The 19,991-nt window shown below is 67.6% G+C and carries 18 protein-coding genes, 2 tRNA genes and 2 pseudogenes; 9 read left to right on the top strand and 13 right to left on the bottom strand.

What is annotated here, in order from left to right; genetic code table 11:
• Position 1: 1 nt before the first annotated feature.
• From ABZX92_RS16565 to ABZX92_RS16575, 3 genes are all read right to left on the bottom strand, one after another.
• Positions 2-370: a pilin gene (locus tag ABZX92_RS16565; protein WP_355559418.1), complete on the bottom strand. Its 369-nt coding sequence runs from the start codon at positions 368-370 to the stop codon at positions 2-4.
• The gene (locus ABZX92_RS16570; RefSeq protein ID WP_355559420.1) at positions 361-1,221 is read right to left on the bottom strand and encodes a hypothetical protein; all 861 of its coding nucleotides are present in this window, start codon (positions 1,219-1,221) and stop codon (positions 361-363) included. The genes ABZX92_RS16565 and ABZX92_RS16570 overlap by 10 nt, the downstream gene beginning before the upstream one ends.
• 504 nt (positions 1,222-1,725) lie before the next feature.
• Positions 1,726-2,262 (bottom strand): hypothetical protein, encoded by a 537-nt coding sequence (locus tag ABZX92_RS16575; RefSeq protein ID WP_355559424.1) that lies wholly within the window; start codon positions 2,260-2,262, stop codon positions 1,726-1,728.
• Positions 2,263-2,330: 68 nt separating this feature from the next.
• Between ABZX92_RS16575 and ABZX92_RS16580 the strand changes: the two are divergent.
• Positions 2,331-2,555, top strand: a pseudogene (locus ABZX92_RS16580) (DNA methyltransferase); the annotation flags it as partial.
• Between the two features lie 303 nt (positions 2,556-2,858).
• Here the strand turns inward: ABZX92_RS16580 and ABZX92_RS16585 are convergent.
• On the bottom strand, positions 2,859-3,044 hold the full coding sequence (locus ABZX92_RS16585; RefSeq protein WP_355559533.1) for a hypothetical protein: 186 nt from the start codon (positions 3,042-3,044) through the stop codon (positions 2,859-2,861).
• Positions 3,045-3,136: 92 nt separating this feature from the next.
• Between ABZX92_RS16585 and ABZX92_RS16590 the strand changes: the two genes are divergently transcribed.
• Both ABZX92_RS16590 and ABZX92_RS16595 read left to right on the top strand, forming a co-directional pair.
• A complete protein-coding gene (locus ABZX92_RS16590) occupies positions 3,137-3,700 on the top strand; it encodes a site-specific DNA-methyltransferase (RefSeq protein ID WP_355559426.1) in 564 nt (187 codons plus the stop codon).
• 101 nt (positions 3,701-3,801) lie between these two features.
• On the top strand, positions 3,802-4,533 hold the full coding sequence (locus tag ABZX92_RS16595; RefSeq protein ID WP_355559429.1) for a site-specific DNA-methyltransferase: 732 nt from the start codon (positions 3,802-3,804) through the stop codon (positions 4,531-4,533).
• 356 nt (positions 4,534-4,889) lie between these two features.
• Here the strand turns inward: ABZX92_RS16595 and ABZX92_RS16600 are convergent, their stop codons facing one another.
• Positions 4,890-5,540 carry a hypothetical protein gene (locus ABZX92_RS16600; RefSeq protein ID WP_355559432.1) on the bottom strand — a complete coding sequence of 217 codons (651 nt, stop codon included), beginning with the start codon at positions 5,538-5,540 and terminating at the stop codon, positions 4,890-4,892.
• Positions 5,541-5,765: 225 nt separating this feature from the next.
• Between ABZX92_RS16600 and ABZX92_RS16605 the strand changes: the two are divergent.
• Positions 5,766-6,260: pseudogene (locus ABZX92_RS16605) on the top strand (tyrosine-type recombinase/integrase); the annotation flags it as partial.
• Between the two features lie 288 nt (positions 6,261-6,548).
• Here the strand turns inward: ABZX92_RS16605 and ABZX92_RS16610 are convergent.
• Positions 6,549-6,622, bottom strand: a tRNA-Lys gene (locus ABZX92_RS16610).
• A 266-nt stretch (positions 6,623-6,888) separates the two neighbouring features.
• Between ABZX92_RS16610 and ABZX92_RS16615 the strand changes: the two genes are divergently transcribed.
• Positions 6,889-8,037, top strand: coding sequence for an Ig-like domain-containing protein (locus ABZX92_RS16615; protein ID WP_355559435.1), 1,149 nt, complete (start codon positions 6,889-6,891; stop codon positions 8,035-8,037).
• Positions 8,038-8,158: 121 nt separating this feature from the next.
• Positions 8,159-10,162, top strand: coding sequence for a PQQ-dependent sugar dehydrogenase (locus ABZX92_RS16620; protein ID WP_355559437.1), 2,004 nt, complete (start codon positions 8,159-8,161; stop codon positions 10,160-10,162).
• A gap of 1 nt (position 10,163) precedes the next feature.
• Here ABZX92_RS16620 and ABZX92_RS16625 read toward each other — a convergent pair whose 3' ends face one another.
• The 3 genes from ABZX92_RS16625 to orn all read right to left on the bottom strand — a co-directional run bounded on the left by ABZX92_RS16625 (position 10,164) and on the right by orn (position 12,591).
• Complete coding sequence (locus tag ABZX92_RS16625) at positions 10,164-11,789, bottom strand: ABC-F family ATP-binding cassette domain-containing protein (RefSeq protein ID WP_355559440.1); 1,626 nt, start codon at positions 11,787-11,789, stop codon at positions 10,164-10,166.
• Positions 11,790-11,846: 57 nt separating this feature from the next.
• A tRNA-His gene (locus tag ABZX92_RS16630) sits at positions 11,847-11,919 on the bottom strand.
• A 66-nt stretch (positions 11,920-11,985) separates the two neighbouring features.
• Positions 11,986-12,591: an oligoribonuclease gene (gene orn / locus ABZX92_RS16635; protein ID WP_355559442.1), complete on the bottom strand. Its 606-nt coding sequence runs from the start codon at positions 12,589-12,591 to the stop codon at positions 11,986-11,988.
• A 72-nt stretch (positions 12,592-12,663) separates the two neighbouring features.
• On the opposite strand from orn, the gene ABZX92_RS16640 reads away from it, so the two are divergent.
• The gene (locus tag ABZX92_RS16640) at positions 12,664-14,181 is read left to right on the top strand and encodes a helicase HerA-like domain-containing protein (RefSeq protein WP_355559445.1); all 1,518 of its coding nucleotides are present in this window, start codon (positions 12,664-12,666) and stop codon (positions 14,179-14,181) included.
• Here the strand turns inward: ABZX92_RS16640 and ABZX92_RS16645 are convergent.
• Positions 14,113-15,378, bottom strand: a complete 1,266-nt coding sequence (locus ABZX92_RS16645) for an MFS transporter (RefSeq protein ID WP_355559447.1) — start codon at positions 15,376-15,378, stop codon at positions 14,113-14,115. The genes ABZX92_RS16640 and ABZX92_RS16645 overlap by 69 nt on opposite strands.
• Before the next feature lie 71 nt (positions 15,379-15,449).
• Here ABZX92_RS16645 and ABZX92_RS16650 point away from each other — a divergent pair, with 71 nt between their 5' ends.
• Positions 15,450-16,385, top strand: a complete 936-nt coding sequence (locus tag ABZX92_RS16650) for a helix-turn-helix domain-containing protein (protein ID WP_355559450.1) — start codon at positions 15,450-15,452, stop codon at positions 16,383-16,385.
• Between the two features lie 19 nt (positions 16,386-16,404).
• Here ABZX92_RS16650 and ABZX92_RS16655 read toward each other — a convergent pair whose 3' ends face one another.
• The 3 genes from ABZX92_RS16655 to ABZX92_RS16665 form a co-directional block, all read right to left on the bottom strand.
• Entirely contained in the window at positions 16,405-17,904 is a 1,500-nt protein-coding gene (locus ABZX92_RS16655) for a PH domain-containing protein (RefSeq protein WP_355559453.1), read from the bottom strand.
• Positions 17,901-18,389: a PH domain-containing protein gene (locus ABZX92_RS16660; RefSeq protein WP_355559456.1), complete on the bottom strand. Its 489-nt coding sequence runs from the start codon at positions 18,387-18,389 to the stop codon at positions 17,901-17,903. The genes ABZX92_RS16655 and ABZX92_RS16660 overlap by 4 nt, the downstream gene beginning before the upstream one ends.
• 117 nt (positions 18,390-18,506) lie before the next feature.
• Positions 18,507-18,632: a hypothetical protein gene (locus ABZX92_RS16665; RefSeq protein WP_355559459.1), complete on the bottom strand. Its 126-nt coding sequence runs from the start codon at positions 18,630-18,632 to the stop codon at positions 18,507-18,509.
• 65 nt (positions 18,633-18,697) lie between these two features.
• On the opposite strand from ABZX92_RS16665, the gene ABZX92_RS16670 reads away from it, so the two are divergent.
• Entirely contained in the window at positions 18,698-19,936 is a 1,239-nt protein-coding gene (locus tag ABZX92_RS16670; protein WP_355559461.1) for a helix-turn-helix domain-containing protein, read from the top strand.
• The last annotated feature ends 55 nt before the right edge of the window (positions 19,937-19,991 follow it).

The following is a 19,991-nucleotide window of genomic DNA, read 5'->3' on the forward strand; positions in this document are numbered from 1 at the left end:
GTCAGGCCCCCACGATCCCTTTGAGGATCTCCACGACGAGCGGCGCGAGTGCGGCCAGGCCGTAGCCCCAAGCCGCGGACTTGAAGCACTCCTTGGCCTTCTCCTGTTCGCCAGGATCGCCGCCGCCGAGGACGCGTCGGACGCCGCCGATGGTCAGGAACACGGTCGCGAGGCCCGCGAGAATGCCCATGATCCAGTTGCGGATGTTGGTGAGGACGTCACCAACAGACGCAGCGATGGCGACGACCGAGGTGTCGGCGTGGGCCGCCGAAGCCGACGTCAGCAGCGCGATGGCGACCAGCGGGACGACCAGGACGCGTACCCGTCGGCGCGAGCGTGTCGGGGCGGTGGATCGTTCGATCAGGCGCATCGGGGCACCTCCGAAGACGGAACTGAACGCGGGTTTGTCCCGCAGCCCTGAACTCCGGATTTCGCGTCCGGTTTGGACACGGGCGCCGCGGACTTCTCGTCCACTTCGGTCTCGGCGGCCTCGTCACGCAGGTAGGCGACGAGTCGGACTTCGGCGCGTTTGCGAGCCTTGTAGACCGCCCATTCGCTCACCTCGTGCGCTGCCGCCCACTCGCGAACGGACACCTCTTCGAGCCGGGTCGCACCGATGAGCGCGGCTTCGGTCTGAGTCAGGACTCCGTCGCGCACGGCGCGGGCGAGGACGAGATCCGGGTGTCCCCAAGGTGCGTGCGGTGGAGCTGAGCGGAACCCCTGCGCGACCGGAATCGGACTCGCGAGCGCTTCGGCGAGCGCTTCGTACCCAGACCGGTAAGCCGCCCAGCGGAGACGCAGCATGATCCGGGGCGGACGCAGATCGATGGTCGCCAACGCGGCGAGGAAGCCGCGCAGAACGTCGGCGTGCACGTCGGCCGGATCGCCGACGAACCGAGCGGACAGCGTGGCTGCGACGGAGGTCAGCGCGGGCAACGCGACCCCGACCGCGGCAACCGTCCAGGTGGCTCCTTCTGCGCGGGAGCGCAGCACCAGGTGGGCCCACACCGCGTCCTTAGTCGACTGCGAGCAGGTGCGCGCGAGAAGGCGGTCGCGGACGTCGTCCAGCGGGAGATGACGGTTCGGCAGTCCTTCGAAGTCGCGACCGTCGAGCGACACCGGGTGCGGTCCGGTGACAAGCCAGGTGAAGGTGTCGCGGGCGATGTCCAGGGAGTTCGTCGAGTAGTCGTCGCTGCTGCGAAGAACGGATTTCGGTGTCATGACGTGGCTCCTGAGGCGTCGATGCGGAATGCAACGACGCCATGACGCCACGATCGGTACTACGCAAATACCAACGCATTGCTAATTTCCGACTAGAAAGTCGTGGAGTGCTACTAGTTGTTGACCACGTTGCTTCGGTGTCGCGGGACGAGGGGGTTGGTGAGCACCTGCGGTCGAGGCTGGCTCTGATGGCTTGACCAGCTCCTTTGGTTCACTGCTAGTTCGGTTGTAGTAGCGGTGCGCCTCGGTTCGGCAGCAGATCTGGGCGCTGTCTTGGCGTTCTGGGCAGATTCTTTGAGCTCGACTGTCCAAAACCAACATGGATCGCGGAGTTAAGGGGTGTCAGAACCTGGGCTCGTTCGGCTAAGGAGATAGGCGATGATTTCCGCTCGCAACTCCCAAGTGCGCAAACCGCCCCTGCGTCGCGGGTGGCGTCGCCCTCGACTGGCGCAGCCGAACACCGTCTGGCCATGCGGCCAAGATGACCTCTGCGAAGGCACAGGCTCACTTGCCAGCTGGTTGCTGACCGCCGTCGTCAAGACCGTGACGACCTACACGCAGCCGGGGCAACGCGTACTCCTGCTCCACCCAGCGCCGTACCTCACGCCGTCGGCTCGTGGCCAGTCCCAGCTCGGTCCTTACGACGGACTCCACGAAGCGGGCTGGACCGTCGTCCGACTCGGTCGCGGCGTTCAGACGCACACGGCTGTCGCACCCGGTGTTGAACAACGCGATGGCGGACTGGTCGAGTCTGAATCCGGACCGGACGGCTACGACCTCGTACTCACAGCGGCGGATCTGGCGACGCTCGACTGGTTCCGTCCGTTCAGCTTCGCCCCCTTGCTCACGCCGGCGGGCACCCTGGCTGTCATCACTCGCGGCGCTCGGTCCGGTGGCCGCTTCATCGACCCCACAGAGCGGTTGGTGCGCGCCGCACGCGATGTCGGCCTGCGTTACCTCGACCGGGTCGCGCTGCTGCGTGTGCCTCTCCGCGATGTTCTCCACGTTCGTCCGGCGTCGGCATTGCACCGCCAGGTGCACGACGACCTTCTGGTGTTCACGCGGTCAGCCAGCCCTGCCCGAATCGCGGAGTCGGGAGGTGCCAGTCGATGAACGACGGAGCTACCTCCGTGTGGCCGACCGGGCAGCGCAGCGCGCATGCACAGTTGCGTGAAGCGGGCTGTGTCTCCGGCACCGAGTTCGATCACGAGCGGATTCCTCCCGCCATCGCCGCTCATGCGATCGCTGCGTGGACGCGCACCGGCGACCTAGTGCTCGACCCCGACTGCGGCTCCGGCACCGTGCTGACCGAGTCGCTGCGCGCGGGTCGTCATGCGCTCGGACTCACAGTCCGAAAGCCTTGGTGGACCCTCGCCCGAGCCAACATCACCGCCGTGAAGACAGCGGGCGCGTGGTGCGACGGGTCCGTCCTTGAAGTCCGGCCGAGGATGCTCGCGACTGTCCGAGCCGCCGGGTTGGTCGGACGAGTCGGACTCGTTCTCACAGCGCTCCGGACCGGACCGGAGCATGACCGTGTCGAGTCCGCGGTCGGCGAGCTCGCTAAGACACTGCAGTACTGCGAACCACTGCTGCGGCCAGGTGGACACGTCGTCATCGTCGCGCGCCCGTGCCGGCGTTCAGACGGATCGCTTGTTGACCTCGCAAGCCTGGTCGTCACAGCCGCAACCACCGCCGGACTCGCGCTGGTTGAGCGCTGCGTTGCGCTGTCCGCGGAAGTGCGCGGCAGTCGGATGGTTGTGCGCGGTTCTGGTGAGCAGCGTCGAGTCGCGCATCACGAGGTGCTCGTCTTCCAGCTTTCGCATGAGGTGGAGCTCGCTGCAGAGGCGGCCACTTCGGCACCTGTGAGGACGAGCTTCGCTCATGCGGCCGAACGCAGTTGTGGGCGGCGAGCAGCATGACAGGGGTCTTGGAGGCCCTCCAAAACATGGCCGCCGGGTCCGTGGACTGCGCGATCGTGTGGCCTGAAGCCGTGGAAGGACGAGATGGCGTCGACCTTCAGAGGACCTTCATCGAGCTTCGTCGCGTGCTCGTGCAGACCGGCACTGTCTGGTTGCGGTTGGCAGATGTCGAGCAGGGTCACGGTTGGGCAGGAGTGCCTTGGCGGGTCGTCCTCACCCTGCAGACGGCTGGGTGGATCGTGCGCAATGCCGTCGTGTTGCAGCGCCGGGTGCCGTCGTTGCGTGAACGACGACGCCTCGAACCTGCGCATGAGCTTGTCTTCCTGCTGACGAAGTCGCGGACCTACTACTTCGACCGCGATGCGCTTCGCGACGACTCGAAGGGGCCAGGAGATGTGTGGACGAGTGCCTCGGTCTCGCGATGCATCGAGGCAGTTTGTCCCCCTGGTGGCACCGTGCTCGAACCGTTCTGCCGGACGTCTGCGACGGCGGACGCAGTGCGGCGACTCGGTCGCCGGTTCGTCGGCATCAGCACGGACGAGGGGAGGTGGGCGGCATGAACAAGGCGTCCATCTACTACCGAAGCGCACGGGTCGAGCTTCACCTGGGGGACGCGCTACACACGCTTCGCGGACTCGACGCACGATCGGTTGATTGCGTAGTGACGTCACCGCCTTACTGGGGACACCGCGACTACGGGATCGCAGGGCAGTACGGGCACGAGCACCGTGTTGAGGACTTCGTCGAGGTCCTGCGCACTCTGTTCGCTGAGGCACGTCGCGTGCTCAAGCCTTCGGGGACTTGCTGGCTGAACCTCGGCGACTCGTACGGCGGGTCATGGGGGAACTACGTCGCCGCTGGCTCGACCGCACCCACGGCCAGCGACGAGGTTCGACGGCGTCGCCATGGCACGCATCGACCACCTCAATCCCGTGCACTGAGGAAGAGCCTGATCGGTGTTCCGTGGAGAGTGGCGTTCGCGTTGCAGAAAGACGGCTGGCTGCTGCGGAACTCGGTCGTGTGGCACAAACCGAATGCGCGGCCCGAGTCCGTGCGTGACAGGCTCAGCACGCGCTACGAGTCCGTCTTCTTTCTCGCGATGTCGAAGGACCACTACTTCGCGCCCGCAAGTACGCTGCTCGGAGACGTGTGGAGCGTGCCGACACAGTCGTTCCGCGGACACACTGCGGTAGGTCCGATCGAGATCGCACGCCGCGCAATCAGGCTTGGGTGTCCGCCGGGTGGCGTGGTGCTCGACCCGTTCAGCGGCACCGCAACCACGGGACTCGCTGCACGCCAGCTCGGTTGCTCGTACATCGGTGTCGACCTCAATCCCGCGTTCCACGAACTCGCGATCGCACGCTTCGCCGAGCAGGAAGAGGTGGCGCTGTGACGGCGAAACCGTTGACCGTCGCGGAGGTCATGGATCTCCCTGCGGTCGTCGACATCGTCGTCGCCGGCCGCGCGTTCGGACTCGGACGTACTACGGCATACGCGCTGGCACGCAAAGGCGAGTTCCCTTGCCGTGTTGTGAGAGTCGGTTCCGCTTACCGAGTTCCGACCGCTGAGTTGCGTCGAGAACTCGGGCTCGAAGCAGTTCCGCCGCATCAGGGTTCGACGGCGCAACCTCAGCCGCTCGTGACAAAGGTGGTTCGCAAGCGCCGGACTCGTGACTGACGGTCCACACTCGACACGAACGGATTCCTATGTCTCGGGCCAAGTTCACCCATTTCTCGGGCTCGCTCGGGCTCACACCGCAGCGCGAGCATGATAGTCATGCAATCCAAGACGGCTGACGCGAAAGGCGTCGCGCTCGGCTCCACCTTCAAGCGCTGCTCGTGTCGCAACCCGGCGACGGGCAAGCCGTTCGGCAAGTCCTGCCCGAAACTCAGCAGGAGCGAGCACGGCACGTGGGGCTACCGCATCGAGCTCCCAGCGGCAGCAGATGGTGAACGACGGCCACGCCGCCGCACGACGTTCGACACTGCGACCGCGGCACAGGATGAACTCGACCTCATCCGACGCTTGCTCGCCATCCCGAGGCCCGGCGACACCAAAGCGCTGACACAGGTCGGCGACCTCATCGCGGAAGCCATCAGCAACTCGGCGGCCATCCCCGACGAGGACACTGTGCGCCGACGGGTCCGGCCGAAGGGTGGTCTGCGTGACCGCGTCCAAGTTGGCCCTTACTTCCTGAGCTGGTTGCCACCGCGCAAGAAGGTCCTCTCCAGGAACACCTACCGCAGCTACGAGTCCCACATCCGCCTGTACCTCGTGCCGTACATGGGCGACATCTGGCTCGACGAGCTGGAGAGCGCCGACTTCACGCTCATGTTCGAGCGCATCGAGGAGTTCAACGACCGGATCGAGGAGCTGCGCAACAGCCCGGACCCGGACCACCGCGCACTGGTGAGATACCGCCGCCCGGTCGGCATCGCCTCAATGCACCGGATCGTGGCCACGGCGCGCAAGGGTCTCAACGACGCGATGCATGGCGACGGGCTGATCACCCTCAACCCCGCTGTGAAGGTCGAGCTGCCGCCCGAGGTACGTCCGAAGCCGCTCATCTGGACTGACGCCCGTGTGGCGCGCTGGCTGGAGACGGGGGAGATCCCCGGCAAGGTGATGGTCTGGACGCCGGAGCAGACAGGCGCATTCCTCGACTTCATCGCGCACCACCGGCTGTACGCGTTCTTCCACCTGCTCGCCCACGCCGGACTGCGCCGCGGTGAAGGCCTCGGGCAGTACTGGGCCGACCTCGATGAGAACGCGGCCTCGCTCGCGATCCGATTCCAGCTGCTGCAGGTCGGCTGGGAGACCGAGTTCGGCGCCCCGAAGACCGACAGCAGCGTGGCGATCATCACGCTCGATCGCGGGACGGTTCTGGAGCTGTGCGCTCACCGCTCCCGGCAGCACCGTGAACGCGAGGCAGCGGGAGACGCGTGGGTCGACCTCGGTCTGATGTTCACCGAGCTGGACGGTACGCCGCTGCATCCGGCCGCCGTCACCGACCTGTTCAACAAGCTCGTCGAAGAAGCCGGTCTCCCACCGATCCGGCTGCATGACCTGCGTCACGGCGCCGCGACCTTCGCGCTGGCGTCAGGGGCTGACATGAAGGTCGTGTCCAGCATGTTGCGGCACTCCTCGATCACCATCACCGCGGACACCTACACCGGCGTGCTGCCGCAGGTCGCCCGCGAGACCGCCGAGGGCATCGCCCGCCTCGTGCCGCGCAAGGTCGCCTCGGTCCGGGTCATGCCGGACCGTCCGGCGATCGAAGATCATCCGCATCTCGGGCTCGTCTCGGGCTCACAAACCATGATCCACAACGACGAAACGGAGAAGGAGCATGAGTACGCAGAATGCAAAAAAGCAGGTAGAGACGAATCTCTACCTGCTTCTCCGGAGTACGCCGCCAGGGACTCGAACCCCGGACCCGCTGATTAAGAGTCAGCTGCTCTAACCAACTGAGCTAGCGGCGCTTGTTTGTGTGCCGGACACTTGCTGTTCCGACGTGCAGAACGTTAGCACAGCGCCGCGAGCGGATCCCAATCGGCTGGTCAGCGACCGGATGAGCTACATCGGGCACGTAACGATCCGGCCACTTGCGCAACTTCCGGGTACCCCGTGTCGTCACCTACTCGGGGGACGCCAAAACGACTTCGTGCAGGCAGTCTCGGGAGCGGGCGACAAGTAGATCGGAAGTACGTCGATGGGGATGTGGGGCAGGCGCGGTCGTGGGGTGGTCATGGCGGCTGCCGCTGTGATGCTGATCGCAGGCTGTTCGGGGGGCGGCGACAGTTCGACCGGTGCGGGGAGCACGTCGTCGAGCACTCCGCCGCCGCCGAAGCCGGTCACGCTGACGCTGGCGCTGAACGACGGCGCGGCCGAGGTGTCGCCAGGGCTGCCGGTCATCGCCACAGCGGCGGACGGGAAGCTGACCGAGGTCAAGCTGACGAACGCCGACGGCAAGGTCGTCGAGGGGAAGATGAACCCCGAGTCGACGCAGTGGAACAACACCGAGCCGCTCGGGTACGGCAAGACCTACAAGCTGAGCGCCACGGCGACCGGTGAGGACGGCAAGCCGCAGACCAAGGAGTCGTCCTTCACCACGGTGAAGCCGCGGACGCTGACCTACGTGTCGACGAACCCGCAGGACGGCTCGACCATCGGTGTCGGACAGCCGCTCGCGTTCTACTTCGACGAGCCGGTGGCCGACAAGGTCGCGGCCGAGAAGATGCTGGAGATCACCACTGAGCCCAAGGTCGAGGGCGCCTTCTACTGGTTCAACAAGAAGGAGGTGCACTGGCGTCCGGAGAAGTTCTGGAAGTCGGGCACCAAGATCACCATGCACGTCAAGGTCTACGGCAAGACCGTCGGTGACGGCATCTACGGCCAGGAAGACCGCATCATCACGACCACGGTCGGCAACGAGGTCATCTACGAGGCCGACGGCGGCACGCACCAGGTCAACGTCAAGGTCAACGGCCAGGTCGTGCGCACGATGCCGACGTCGATGGGCAACGCGGCGAACACCACCCCCACCGGCACGTACGTGCTGATGGAGAAGCACGACCGCATGATCATGGACTCCACCACGTACGGTCTCGCGCTGGAGAACGGCGGCTACAAGACGCCGGTCAGCTGGGCGTTCCGGATGTCGAACAGCGGCATCTTCTTCCACCAGGCCGAGTGGTCCGTCGGTGACCAGGGCCGCCGCAACGTGAGTCACGGCTGCCTCAACCTCTCGCCCGAGAACGCCAAGTGGGTCTACGACAACAGCAACCAGGGCGACGTCGTCATCGTCACGAACTCCGGCGGCCCGGCGCTCGAGCCGTGGGACGGGTTCGGCGACTGGCAGGTGCCGTGGAACCAGTGGGTCCAGGGCAACCGCTGACCTGAGCACGACGAAGGGGCTGCGCACGCGGTGCGCGGCCCCTTTTCGCTGGTCTGCTGAAAACGTTTGTGGAAGGCTGTCCCCGCCACCGCCGCCTGGTCGCACCTACCTGGGAGGCACTGTGGCTGCACCGCTGCGAAGACTGCTCGTGCTCGCATCGGCCCTGACGTTCGCGGTGGTCGCGGCACCACCCGCGCAAGCCGACGACGTGCTGCTCTCGCTCGGCAGACCGGCGACGGCGTCCAGCGAGAGCAACGCCCGGCACGTCGCCACCAAAGCCACCGACGTCGACCGCCGGACCAGCTGGCGCAGCGAGAACGGCGACCGGCAGTGGATCTCCATCGACCTCGGCTCGATGTCGACGATCAACCGGGTCGTGCTGCGCTGGGGTTTCCTCTGCGCGCGGAGCTACACCGTCCAGACTTCGCCAGAAGGCGTCTACTGGCGCGACATGTACCGCACCGAGAAGGGCGACGGCGGCGACGACAACCTGGAGTTCACCGGCTTCGGCCGCTGGGTCCGGGTCTCGCTGACCAAACCGTGCTTCCGGAACTACGAGCTCCGCGAGTTCGAGGTCCACGGCACGCCCGGCGTCGTCGACACCGCACCGCCCGGTGCTCCGGGAACGTTGTCCGTCAAGGCTTTCACCGCCACCTCGGTCAACCTGCAGTGGGGCCCGGCGAGCGACAACGTGGCCGTCACGAGCTACGAGATCTACCAGTCCGGCCAGTTCGTGAAGACGGTCGCCGGTGACGCGCTCTCCAACAACGTCACCCGCCTCAACCCGAACACCACCTACTCCTTCTACGTCAACGCGAAGGACGCCGCGGGCAACATCTCGCAGGCGAGCAACTCGGTCACGGTCACCACGCCACCCGCCGTCGTCGACACCGCGCCACCGACCGTGCCGTTCAACGCGATCGTCCAGAAGCTGACCGCCAACAGCGTCTCGCTCGCGTGGGGTGCGTCGAGCGACGACATCGGCGTCGCGAGCTACGCGGTCTTCTCCGGCGGCGTCCAGGTCGGCACCACGACCGGCCAGCAGACCACGATCGCGGGCCTGAAGCAGCAGACCGACTACGAGTTCACGGTCAAGGCGATCGACACCTCCGGCAAGAGCTCGGCGTTCACCGCGCCGATCAAGGCCAGTACCCGCAAGGGACAGGACGCCGTCGGCGAGGTCACCAAGATCACCGACGACACGGACGTGCCGTGGGGCCTGGAGTTCCTCAGGGACGGCACCGCCTTCTACGCCCAGCGCGACACCGGTGACATCATCCGCATCGCACCCGACGGCACCAAGTCCGTCGCCGGCCGCGTCCCGAACGTCGTCAGCACCGACGGCGAGGGCGGGCTCCTCGGCGTCGAGTACAAGGACGGCTGGATCTACGCCTACCACACCAGCCCGACCGACAACCGGCTCGTCAGGTTCAAGCTGGTCGACGGAAAGCTCGACCAGACCACGCACCAGGTGCTGCTCACCGGCGCCCCGCGCAACAAGTTCCACAACGGCGGCCGGCTCCGGTTCGGCCCGGACGGCAAGATCTACATCGCGACCGGCGACGGTCAGGTCAGCTCCAACGCGCAGGACCTGAACTCGTTGGGCGGCAAGGTGTTGCGCGTCAACCCGGACGGAAGTGCGCCGCGCGACAACCCGTTCCCCGGCAAGTACGTCTACAGCTACGGCCACCGCAACGTGCAGGGCCTGGCGTTCGACTCAAGAGGCCGCCTCTGGGAGGCCGAGCTGGGCAACTCGGTCATGGACGAGGTCAACCTGATCAAGCCCGGCGGCAACTACGGCTGGCCCGCCTGCGAAGGCACGTCCGGCGAGTGCGGCGACCCGACCTTCCTCGCGCCCAAGCACACCTGGCCGGTCTCCCAGGCCTCCCCGAGCGGACTGGCCATTGTGGACGACGTGCTGTACCTCGCGGCGTTGCGCGGCCAGCGGCTCTACCGGATCCCGATCGGCGGCCAGCCCGAGATCTTCTTCGAGGGTGCCTACGGTCGCTTGAGGACGGTCGAGAAGACCCCGCAGGGCGACCTCTGGCTCACGACGTCCAACGGGGACAAGGACTCCATCCCCAACAACAGCACCACCCAGATCTACAAGCTCGACCTGAAGTAGCTCAGGACACCGTCACCTGGCCGCCGGCAACGGTCAGGTGACGGTTCACCTGCACCGCTTCGAGCATCCGCCGGTCGTGCGTCACCAGCAGCAACGTGCCGGGGTAGTTGTCCAGCGCCGCCTCCAGCTGCTCGATCGCCGCCAGGTCGAGGTGGTTCGTCGGCTCGTCGAGCACCAGCAGGTTCACCCCGCGCCCCTGCAGCAACGCCAACGCGGCTCGTGTGCGTTCGCCGGGCGACAGCGAAGCCGCCGTCCGCATCACGTGCGCCGCTTTCAGGCCGAACTTCGCGAGCAACGTCCGCACGTCGGCCGGGTTCATCTCCGGCACGGCCTCCTCGAACGCGTCCACCAGCGGCAGGTCGCCCAGGAACAGCCCACGCGCCTGGTCCACCTCGCCGACCACGACGCCGGAGCCCAGCGTCGCGTAACCCGACGCCAGTTCTGCCCTTCCGAGCAGCGCGGCCAGCAGCGTCGACTTGCCCGCGCCGTTCGCCCCGGTGATCGCGACCCGGTCCGCCCAGTCGATCTGCAGGTCGACCGGACCCAGCCGGAAGCCGCCGCGTTCGACGACCGCACCGCGCAGAGACGCCACGACCGCACCGGAACGGGGTGCGGAGGCGATCTCCATCCGCAGCTCCCACTCCTTGCGCGGCTCCTCGACGACGTCCAGCCGTTCGATCATGCGGTCGGTCTGCCGGGCCTTCGAGGCCTGCTTCTCGGTCGCGTCGGCGCGGAACTTGCGGGCGTTCTTGTCGTTGTCGCCGGCCTTGCGCCGGGCGTTCTTCACGCCCTTCTCCATCCACGAGCGCTGCATGCGCGCGCGGGCCTCCAACGACGCCTTGGTGTCCGCGAACTCCTCGTAGTCGTCACGGGCGTGCTGACGGGCCCGCGCGCGTTCTTCGAGGTACGACTCGTAGCCGCCGCCGTACAGCCTGACCTGGTTCTGGTGCAGGTCGAGCTCCAGCACGCTGGTGACCGTGCGGGCCAGGAACTCGCGGTCGTGCGACACCACCACGGTGCCCGCGCGCAGGCCCGTGACGAACTTCTCCAGCCGCTCCAGGCCGTCGAGGTCCAGGTCGTTGGTCGGCTCGTCCAGCAGGAAGATGTCGTAGCGGCTGAGCAGCAACGACGCCATGCCCGCCCGCGCCGCCTGGCCGCCGGACAGCGAGGTCATCAACGCGTCCAGGCCCACGGTCAGCCCCAGATCGCCGATGACCTCCAGCGACCGTTCTTCGAGGTCAGCGCCTCCCAGTGCGAGCCACTGGTCCAACGCCTCGGAGTAGCCCTCGTCGTTGCCCGCGGTCAGCGCCTCGGTGGCGACGTCCAGTGCGGTCTGAGCTGCGGCGACACCGGTGCGGCGGGCCAGGTACTCGCGCACGGTCTCGCCTTCGAGCCGCTCCGGCTCCTGCGCGAGGTGGCCGACGTTCGCGGACGGCGGGTTCAACGACACCCGGCCCTCTTCAGCGGGGATCAGGCCCGCCAACGTTCGAAGCAGCGTCGACTTGCCCGCTCCGTTCACGCCGACGAGCCCGATGACGTCGCCGGGAGCGACCACGAGATCCAGTCCGGAGAACAGGACGCGATCACCGTGACCTGCGGCGAGATCCTTGGCGACGAGCGTGGTCATGAACACTCCCGAAACGTGAAGAAAGGCCCCCGCATTTGCGGAGGCCTTTCGACAAAGGGTGAGTGACGGGACTTGAACCCGCGACACCTGGGATCACAACCCAGTGCTCTGCCAGCTGAGCTACACCCACCATCACCGGTCGTTGACCGGCGGGGAAAGCATAGCAACGTCATCCACCGATAAAGAAATCAGGGGGTCAGTCGACGTTCTTCAGCAGCTCAGCGGCCACGGCCTGGGCCTGCTCGGTCGACGGACCGGGCTGCGGCACGAACGCCGTCTTCCGGTAGTACGCGAGCTCCCGGATCGACTCGATGATGTCCGCGAGCGCCCGGTGCGCGAGACCCTTGCCCGGCTGCGCGTAGTAGATGCGCGGGTACCAGCGCCGGCACAGCTCCTTGATCGACGACACGTCGACCATGCGGTAGTGCAGGTGGGCGTCCAAGGCCGGCATGTCGCGCGCGATGAAGCCGCGGTCCGTGGCGATGGAGTTGCCGGCCAGCGGGGCCGTGCGCGGGTCCGGGACCCACTCCTTGATGTACGCGAGCACGGCCGCCTCGGCCTCTTCCATCGAGACCGCGGACGCGCGCACCTCTTCTGTCAGGCCCGACTTGGCGTGCATCTCCATGACGACCTCCGGCATCGAGGCGAGCACTTCGTCATCCGCGTGGATCACGATGTCCACGCCGTCGCCGAGCACGTTGAGCTCGGCGTCCGTGACCAGTGCCGCGATCTCGATCAGAGCGTCCTTGCCCAAGTCGAGTCCGGTCATCTCACAGTCGATCCACACCAGACGATCCATCACGCCCCGAACATTACTGCGCGAGGCGTCAACTTCGAGTGGCGGCGTGCAGCAACCTGGTTACGCTCCTCGTGCATGACGGCTCAAGCTGAGATCGCTGCTGGATACGCCTCCGAGAGCGCGGCCATCGAGCTCGGCGCGGTGCTGGTCGACGGAACGGTGGAGCCGACCGCGCACGTCCGCATCCCGTTGGCCATGGTCAACCGCCACGGACTTGTCGCCGGGGCAACGGGAACCGGCAAGACGAAAACCCTGCAGCTGCTCGCGGAACAGCTGTCCAACAACGGCGTGCCGGTGCTGATGGCCGACGTGAAGGGCGACTTGTCCGGTCTGTCGCAGCAGGGCCAGGAAAGCGACCGGACCAGGACGCGCGCCGCGGACACCGGCGACGACTGGCAGCCGCAGTCGTACCCGACCCAGTTCCTGTCGATCGGCACCGGCGGCCTCGGGGTGCCGCTGCGAGCGACGGTCACGAGCTTCGGGCCGATCCTGTTGTCGAAGGTGCTGGGCCTGAACGACACCCAGGAGTCGACCCTGGGACTGATCTTCCACTGGGCGGACTCGAAAGGTCTCCCGCTGCTCGACACCAAGGACCTGCGCAGCGTCATCCAGCACCTCACCAGCGACGAGGGCAAGGAGGACCTGAAGGGCATCGGCGGGGTGTCGAGCTCGACGGCCGGCGTCATCCTGCGGGCCCTGGTCAACCTGGAGGCCCAAGGCGGCGACCGGTTCTTCGGCGAACCGGAGCTGGACCCGGCCGACCTGATGCGGCAGCGCGACGGCAAGGGTGTCGTCAGCCTGCTGGAACTGGCCGAGCTGCAGGGCAACCCGGCGTTGTTCTCGACGTTCCTGATGTGGCTGCTGGCGGAGCTCTTCGAAACGCTGCCGGAAGAGGGCGACGTCGAGAAGCCCAAGCTCGTCTTCTTCTTCGACGAGGCGCATTTGTTGTTCACGAACGCGTCGAAGGCGTTCCTCGACCAGATCACCCAGACCGTGAAGCTCATCCGGTCCAAGGGAATCGGCGTGTTCTTCTGCACCCAGCTGCCGACCGACATTCCGAACGACGTGCTGTCGCAGCTCGGCGCGCGCGTTCAGCACGCATTGCGCGCGTTCACGCCGGACGACCAGAAGGCGTTGGCGCGCACGGTGAAGACGTATCCGACGACGCCGCACTACGACCTGGAGAAGGCGCTCACGTCGCTCGGCATCGGCGAGGCGATCATCACCGTGCTGAGCGAGAAGGGCGCCCCGACGCCGGTCGCGTGGACCCGGCTGCGCGCGCCCCGCTCGTTGATGGACACCATTGGCAACGACGCGATCAAACAGGCGGCAGGCTCCTCGGATCTGCACGGCAAGTACTCGGAGACGATCGACCGCGAGTCGGCCTACGAGCAGCTGATGCAGAAAGTCGCGCCACCGCAGGAAGAACAACAACAAGCCCCAGAACCTCCCAGGCACGAGAAGGAGGAACCGGGGCTCGTCGAGAAGGTGCTCGGCAACAGCGCCGTGAAGTCGTTCCTGCGGTCAGCCGGCAGCGCCCTGGCGCGCGAGATCACGCGGGGCATGTTCGGGACTTCGCGCAAGCGACGCTGACAGCACGGCCGCGCCGAGGCAGAGGGCGCCCGCGACGTACCAGGCCAGGTCGTAGCTGCCCAGGTGGTCGCGGGTGAGCCCGGCCGCCGAGGCCGCGATCGCCGCCCCGAGCTGGTGCGACGCGAACACCCAGCCGAACACGACAGGCCCGGACATGCCGAAGTACTGGCGGCACAACGCCACCGTCGGCGGCACGGTCGCGACCCAGTCCAGGCCGTAGAAGATGATGAACACCAGCATCGACGGGTGCGCGGACTCGCCGAACAGTTGCGGGAGCAGCATCAACGACAGGCCGCGCAACGCGTAGTACGCGGCCAGCAGCACTCGCGAGTCCATCTTGTCGGTCAGCCAGCCGGACACGATGGTGCCGACGATGTCGAAGATGCCGACCAGCGCCAGCAATCCGGCCGCGGTCGTCGTCGGCATGCCGTGGTCGTGCGCGGCGGGGATGAAGTGCGTGCCCACCAGGCCGTTCGTCGACGCGCCGCAGATCGCGAAACCGCCTGCCAGCAACCAGAACGGCCGAGTTTTGGCCGCCGAACCCAACGCGGTCAGCGCGCGACGAGCCGCGCCACCGGACGGCGGCGGGGGAGTGTCTTCAACAGCTCCGAGCGGCAGCAGTCCGACATCGCGCGGGTACTCGCGCAGGAAGAACGCCGCCAACGGCACCACGGCGAGGGCCGCGATGCAGATCACCAGCGACGCCGGCCGCCAGCCGTAGGCGTCGGCCAGCCACGCCACCAGCGGCAGGAACACCAGCTGCCCGGCCGCGCCACCGGCCGTCAGCACGCCCGTGACCAGGCCGCGGTGCCGGACGAACCACCGGCCGGTGATCGTCGCGACGAACGCCAGCGCCATCGAGCCCGTGCCGGTCCCGACGACGACACCCCACAACAGCACGAGCTGCCACGACGCCGTCATGAACACCGTCAGCCCGCTGCCGAGCGCGACCATCGTCAACGCGAAGGTCACCACGACCCGGACGCCGAACCGGTCCATCAGCGCGGCCGCGAACGGCGCGGTCAACCCGTACAGCAACAGGTTGATCGAGATGGCGAGCGAGATCGTGCCGGTCGTCCAGCCGAACTCCGCCCGCAACGGCTCGATCAACGCGCCAGGCGCCGCGCGGAACGACGCGGCACCCACCAAGGCGATGAAGGACACACCTGCGACAACCCAGGCCCAATGCAGTCTCACGCCGACAAGGTTGCGTGATGCCGAAACCGACGACCAGTGGCCAGATAGCCAACATGTGAAAGAATCGGGCCATGCACCGCATCGCCGTTCTCGCCCTGGAGCAGTCGGTGGCGTTCGACCTCGGCAGCTCGACGCACATGTTCGCCCGGCTCGGTGACCTGTACGAGGTCGTCGTCTGCTCGCCGGACCGCCGCCCGATCCCCACCAGCGGCGGCTTCACGATCGCGCCCGAGCACGGCTTGGAGGTGCTCCAAGACGCGGACACGGTGCTCGTGCCGGGCACCTACTACAAGCCCGCACGGGAGGGCTGGCTCGAACCGGCCGTCCTGGAGGCGCTGACCACGACTCGGGCGCCGCGGATCATGTCGATCTGCACCGGCGCGTTCGTGCTGGCCGCCGCCGGCCTGCTCGACGGCAGGCCCGCGACCACGCATTGGGGCACCACCGAGGAGTTCCGCGCGCTGTACCCGAAGGTCCGGCTCAACCCGGACGTGCTGTTCATCGACGACGGCGACATCCTGACCTCGGCGGGCGTCGCCGCGGGCATCGACCTCTGCCTGCACGTCATCAGGTCCGACCACGGCAGCGAGGTGGCGAACTGGATCGCCCGCTACTGCGTCGTCCCGGCGTGGCGGCAGGGCGGCCAGTCGCAGTTCGTCGACCGCCCGGTGCCGAACTACCCGGACACCTCGACCGCCCTGGCTCGCGAGTGGGCCTTGGAGCGGCTCCAAGAACCGCTCGACCTCGCCGGGATGGCCGCGCAGGTGCGGATGAGCGTGCGGACGTTCACGCGGCGGTTCCGCGCCGAGACGGGGATGTCACCGGGGCAGTGGCTGACGCAGCAGCGGGTGGAACGCGCCCGGCACCTGCTGGAGTCGACCGAGCTGCCGGTCGACCAGGTGGCGCGGCACGCCGGGTTCGGCACCGGGGCGGCGCTGCGGCAGCAGCTGGCAGCGTCGATCGGGGTGTCGCCGACGGCCTACCGGCAGACGTTCCGCACGGCGTGACACCCCGATCCACAGTGGACTAACCCTCGACCAGGAACGGGCGCAGCAGGTCCGGTACCGCCTCGTCGGCCAGCGCCAGCCCGGCCGCCTCACCGACGTCCGTCACGTGGTAGACGCCGGCACCCGCCGCCGTGGTCGCGCCGATCGTCATCAACCCGCTGCGGCGCTGGAAGAACGACCGCCGGATGCGCCACCCGATGATGCCGGTGCGCTGCAACGCCACGGTCGAGCGAACCAGAGAGTTGTTGCGCGTCACCAGATACCGGTCGTCGAGCGCGTTGCCGAGCGAGCGGTAGTTGTCCCAGCCCACCAAAGCGGCGAACGGGAGGATCGCCACCGGGATCGGCCACGCCCACGACGGCGCGAAGATCGCGAGACCCACCGCGATCACGACCCACGGCACCACGTGCCGGATCATGCTGCGGCGCAACGCGGCGAACGGGTGCTTGCGGAGCTTGCGCAACGTCGGGTCGTCGGCGACCTTCAGGACGTCCTGCGAGACCTGGTGCGCCACGGTCAGCGGCGCGGGCGGCAGCAGCAGGTTGCTCTCGCCCTTCGAGCCCAGGCCCGTGGTCACCGCGGCGAGCTTCGCGCCCTTGCCCGCGCGGACCAGCAGCGGTTCCTGGATGTCGACGCCGCGAAGCCGTTGCTCCTCCACGGAAACCGAGCGCGTGGTGAGCAGACCCCGTTGCACGCGCAGGGTTCCGTCCGGCTCGCGGGTCAGCTTGTAGTTCCAGAACTGAAGAATGTAAAGCGGTATGGACAGCACCAGCCCGAGCACGGCCAGCGCGATCACGGCGACCGTGAGCAGGGTGAAGCTCGGGTGTTCGAACAGCCACTCCCACAGGTCCTGGACCGGGTGCAGGCCGAGGTCGTCCGCGTAGTTCGACAGCAGGCCGAACACGGCACCGATCGCGACCAGGCCGGACAACGACAGCGGCGCGAACTTCAGCCACTTCAGGTCGAGCTGCGAGATGACCTCCGACGAGGCGGCCACCGGCTCCGAGCCCGGCACGTCGGACGACACAGCCCTGGGTGTGACTGACTTCTGCAGCAACAACACCCGCAGCCGTTCGGCCTCCTCCGAGGTCACCGCGTCGAGCGTGAGGCCGTCGGTGCCGGGCGTGTCCTGCTGGCCCGTGCCGATGCGCACGGCCGACAATCCGAACACGCGGTGACCCGGCTTCGAGGTGAGGTCGACCGTCCTGATGCGATCGCGCGGCACCGCGACCTGCTTGCGGGTCAGCAACCCCGTGTGCAGCTCGACCTGGTCGTCGGTGATGCGGTACTTCGTGGTGCGCCAGATCAGATAGCTGAACGCGAGGATCACCGCGACCGTCACGCCGCTCGCGAACAGGCGCCACTTCTCGCCGTTGCCGGTGATCAGCAGGACCGCGATCGGCACCAGCATCGCGATGCCCTCGTTGAGCGGCCGCACGATCAGCATGCGCACGTGCAGGCGGTGCCACTCCGTCAGCGGCTCGGTGAGCTCCGGCGCCGCCGGCAGTTCGGCGGTCACGTGGCATCACCCGGCGTGGCCTGCGTGGTGTTGGTCAGCTCGACCACGAGCCGCTGCGCCACCTCGTGGTCCAGGCCCTCGATCTCGACGGGACCCGCGGCCGACGCGGTCGTCACCGTGACCGTGGAGAGGCCGAGCATCTGCTGGAACGGCCCGCGCTTGGTGTCGATGGTCTGGATGCGCGACACGGGTGCGACCCGCCACTCCTGGTTCAGCCAGCCGGAGAGGGTGTAGACGGCGTCCGGCGTGGTCTCCCAGCGGTGCACGCGGTAACGCCAGCTCGGCTCGACCGCGGTGTGCACGAGTCCGACGACCAGCGTGGCGATCAACAGGGCGAGCTCCCACGTGGGCGGCTCGTTCACCATGAGGAACACGACGAGCTGGGGCACGAACAGCACCAGCCAGAACAAGGCCGCCTGCATCGTCCACAGCAGGACCGACTTCGGACTCACCTGGTGACGAGGCGTGCGCAGTTGCAGAGTCACCCCACAAGGGTGCCTCACTCGTACCTGGCGATGTGGCCAGGTGCGTCAATTGGTGTGTCGGTGGAGAGGTGGTCTTGCTTGCGAGGGAGGCAAGACCACCTCAACCGGGCAAAACGATCAGGGAGCGATCGCGTACGGAGGCAGGTACGGGTTCGTCGTGTGGCCGCCGGGAGCGCCGCTCTCGCAGGAGTCCGCGAGGGCCGCGCCTCCTGTCAGAGCGAGGCCCGCCAAACTGAGGATCACTGCTGCGAGGGTTCGAGCGATAGTGTTCAACTTCATCAAGGGGCTCCGTTCGATTGGTGGCGGCCGTGGATGAGGGCAGGAAGTCTTTGACGAGGTTCGGTGCGAGGCTGCGAGCGGTCCGGCTGCAACGCGGTTTGTCGCAAAAGGACCTCGCGTGCCCTGGCGTCTCCATGAGCTACGTGTCGAGGCTGGAGTCCGGCGAACGTGTCCCGTCGCCCGCCGTGGTGCGCCGGCTCGCCGAGGTGCTCGACGTCGACCCGTCCGAGCTGATGGTCGACGAGGACCGCACCGCGATGCAGGACGAGGCGCTGGCGTGGTGCGAGGCGCTGCTCGCCTACCACGACGGTGACCTGGTGATGGCCGTCGACCTGCTGGAAACGCTGGGAAAGCGGTCGGACGAGGAGATGTTCGGCTGGTGCGTGCGCTGGACGCGCCTGGTGATGCTGGCGCGGCAGCGCGACCACGAGGGTCTGCTGCTGGCGGCGGCGAAGCTGCGCAAGTCCTGGTCTCCCGGTCCGGCGGTGGACGCGTTGGTGGAGATCCTGCGCGCATCCTCGTTGCGGCGCCTCGGCCGGACGGCCGAATCCGTGCGGGCCGCGACCGAGGCCGTCGAGCTGGCCACCGGTGACGGTGAACGGGTGCGTCGGGTCAACACGCGCGCGCTCATCGCGTTGTGCGCGGAGCTGACCGCGGCCGGACGGCTGGCCGACGCCGAACAGGTCGTGGACCAGCTTTCCGTGCGGCTGCCCGAACTCGGCCGTGACCGGCTCGCGATCTCCACGTGGTGGGCGCGCGCGAAGGTCGCGGATCGGTTGGGCGACAGGACCGAGGCGGCGCACTGCATCCGCGAGGCCGTCGGCATGCTCGACGACTTCGACGGCGATCCCGAGTACCGCTGCCGGGTTCGTCTTGCGGGAGCGTCCATCGCGTTGCGCACGCCCGGCGCGAACCTCGACGAGGTCGTGGCGTTGCTGGACAAGGTGGAGACGACGGTCGCGGCGATGCGTCAGCAGGACGGGCTTCTCGCGCACGCACGGGCGTTGCGCGCCGAGCTGGCGTTGCGCGACGGCGAGGTCGACAAGGCTCGCGAACTCGCCGAGGAGGCCCTCGCGACCGGTCAGCTCGACGCCGAGCAGCAGCTGCGGTGCCACCTGCTGCTGGTGCGGGCGGCGGACGAGGCAGACCCGGAGGGCGGCATCGGTGCGCGCACGGCCCTGGCCGCGCTGCTGGAGCACATCAACCCCGAGGGTGTCGATCCGCTGCTGTGGCGCGACGTGGCGCGGATTGCGCTGCGCAAGCACTGACGGCAGGCGACGTTGCCCGGCCATGACCGCCCCTCGCTCGTTAACTGGACACCTT

It is taken from the genome of Lentzea sp. NPDC006480 (assembly GCF_040611995.1).
GTDB lineage: Bacteria > Actinomycetota > Actinomycetes > Mycobacteriales > Pseudonocardiaceae > Lentzea.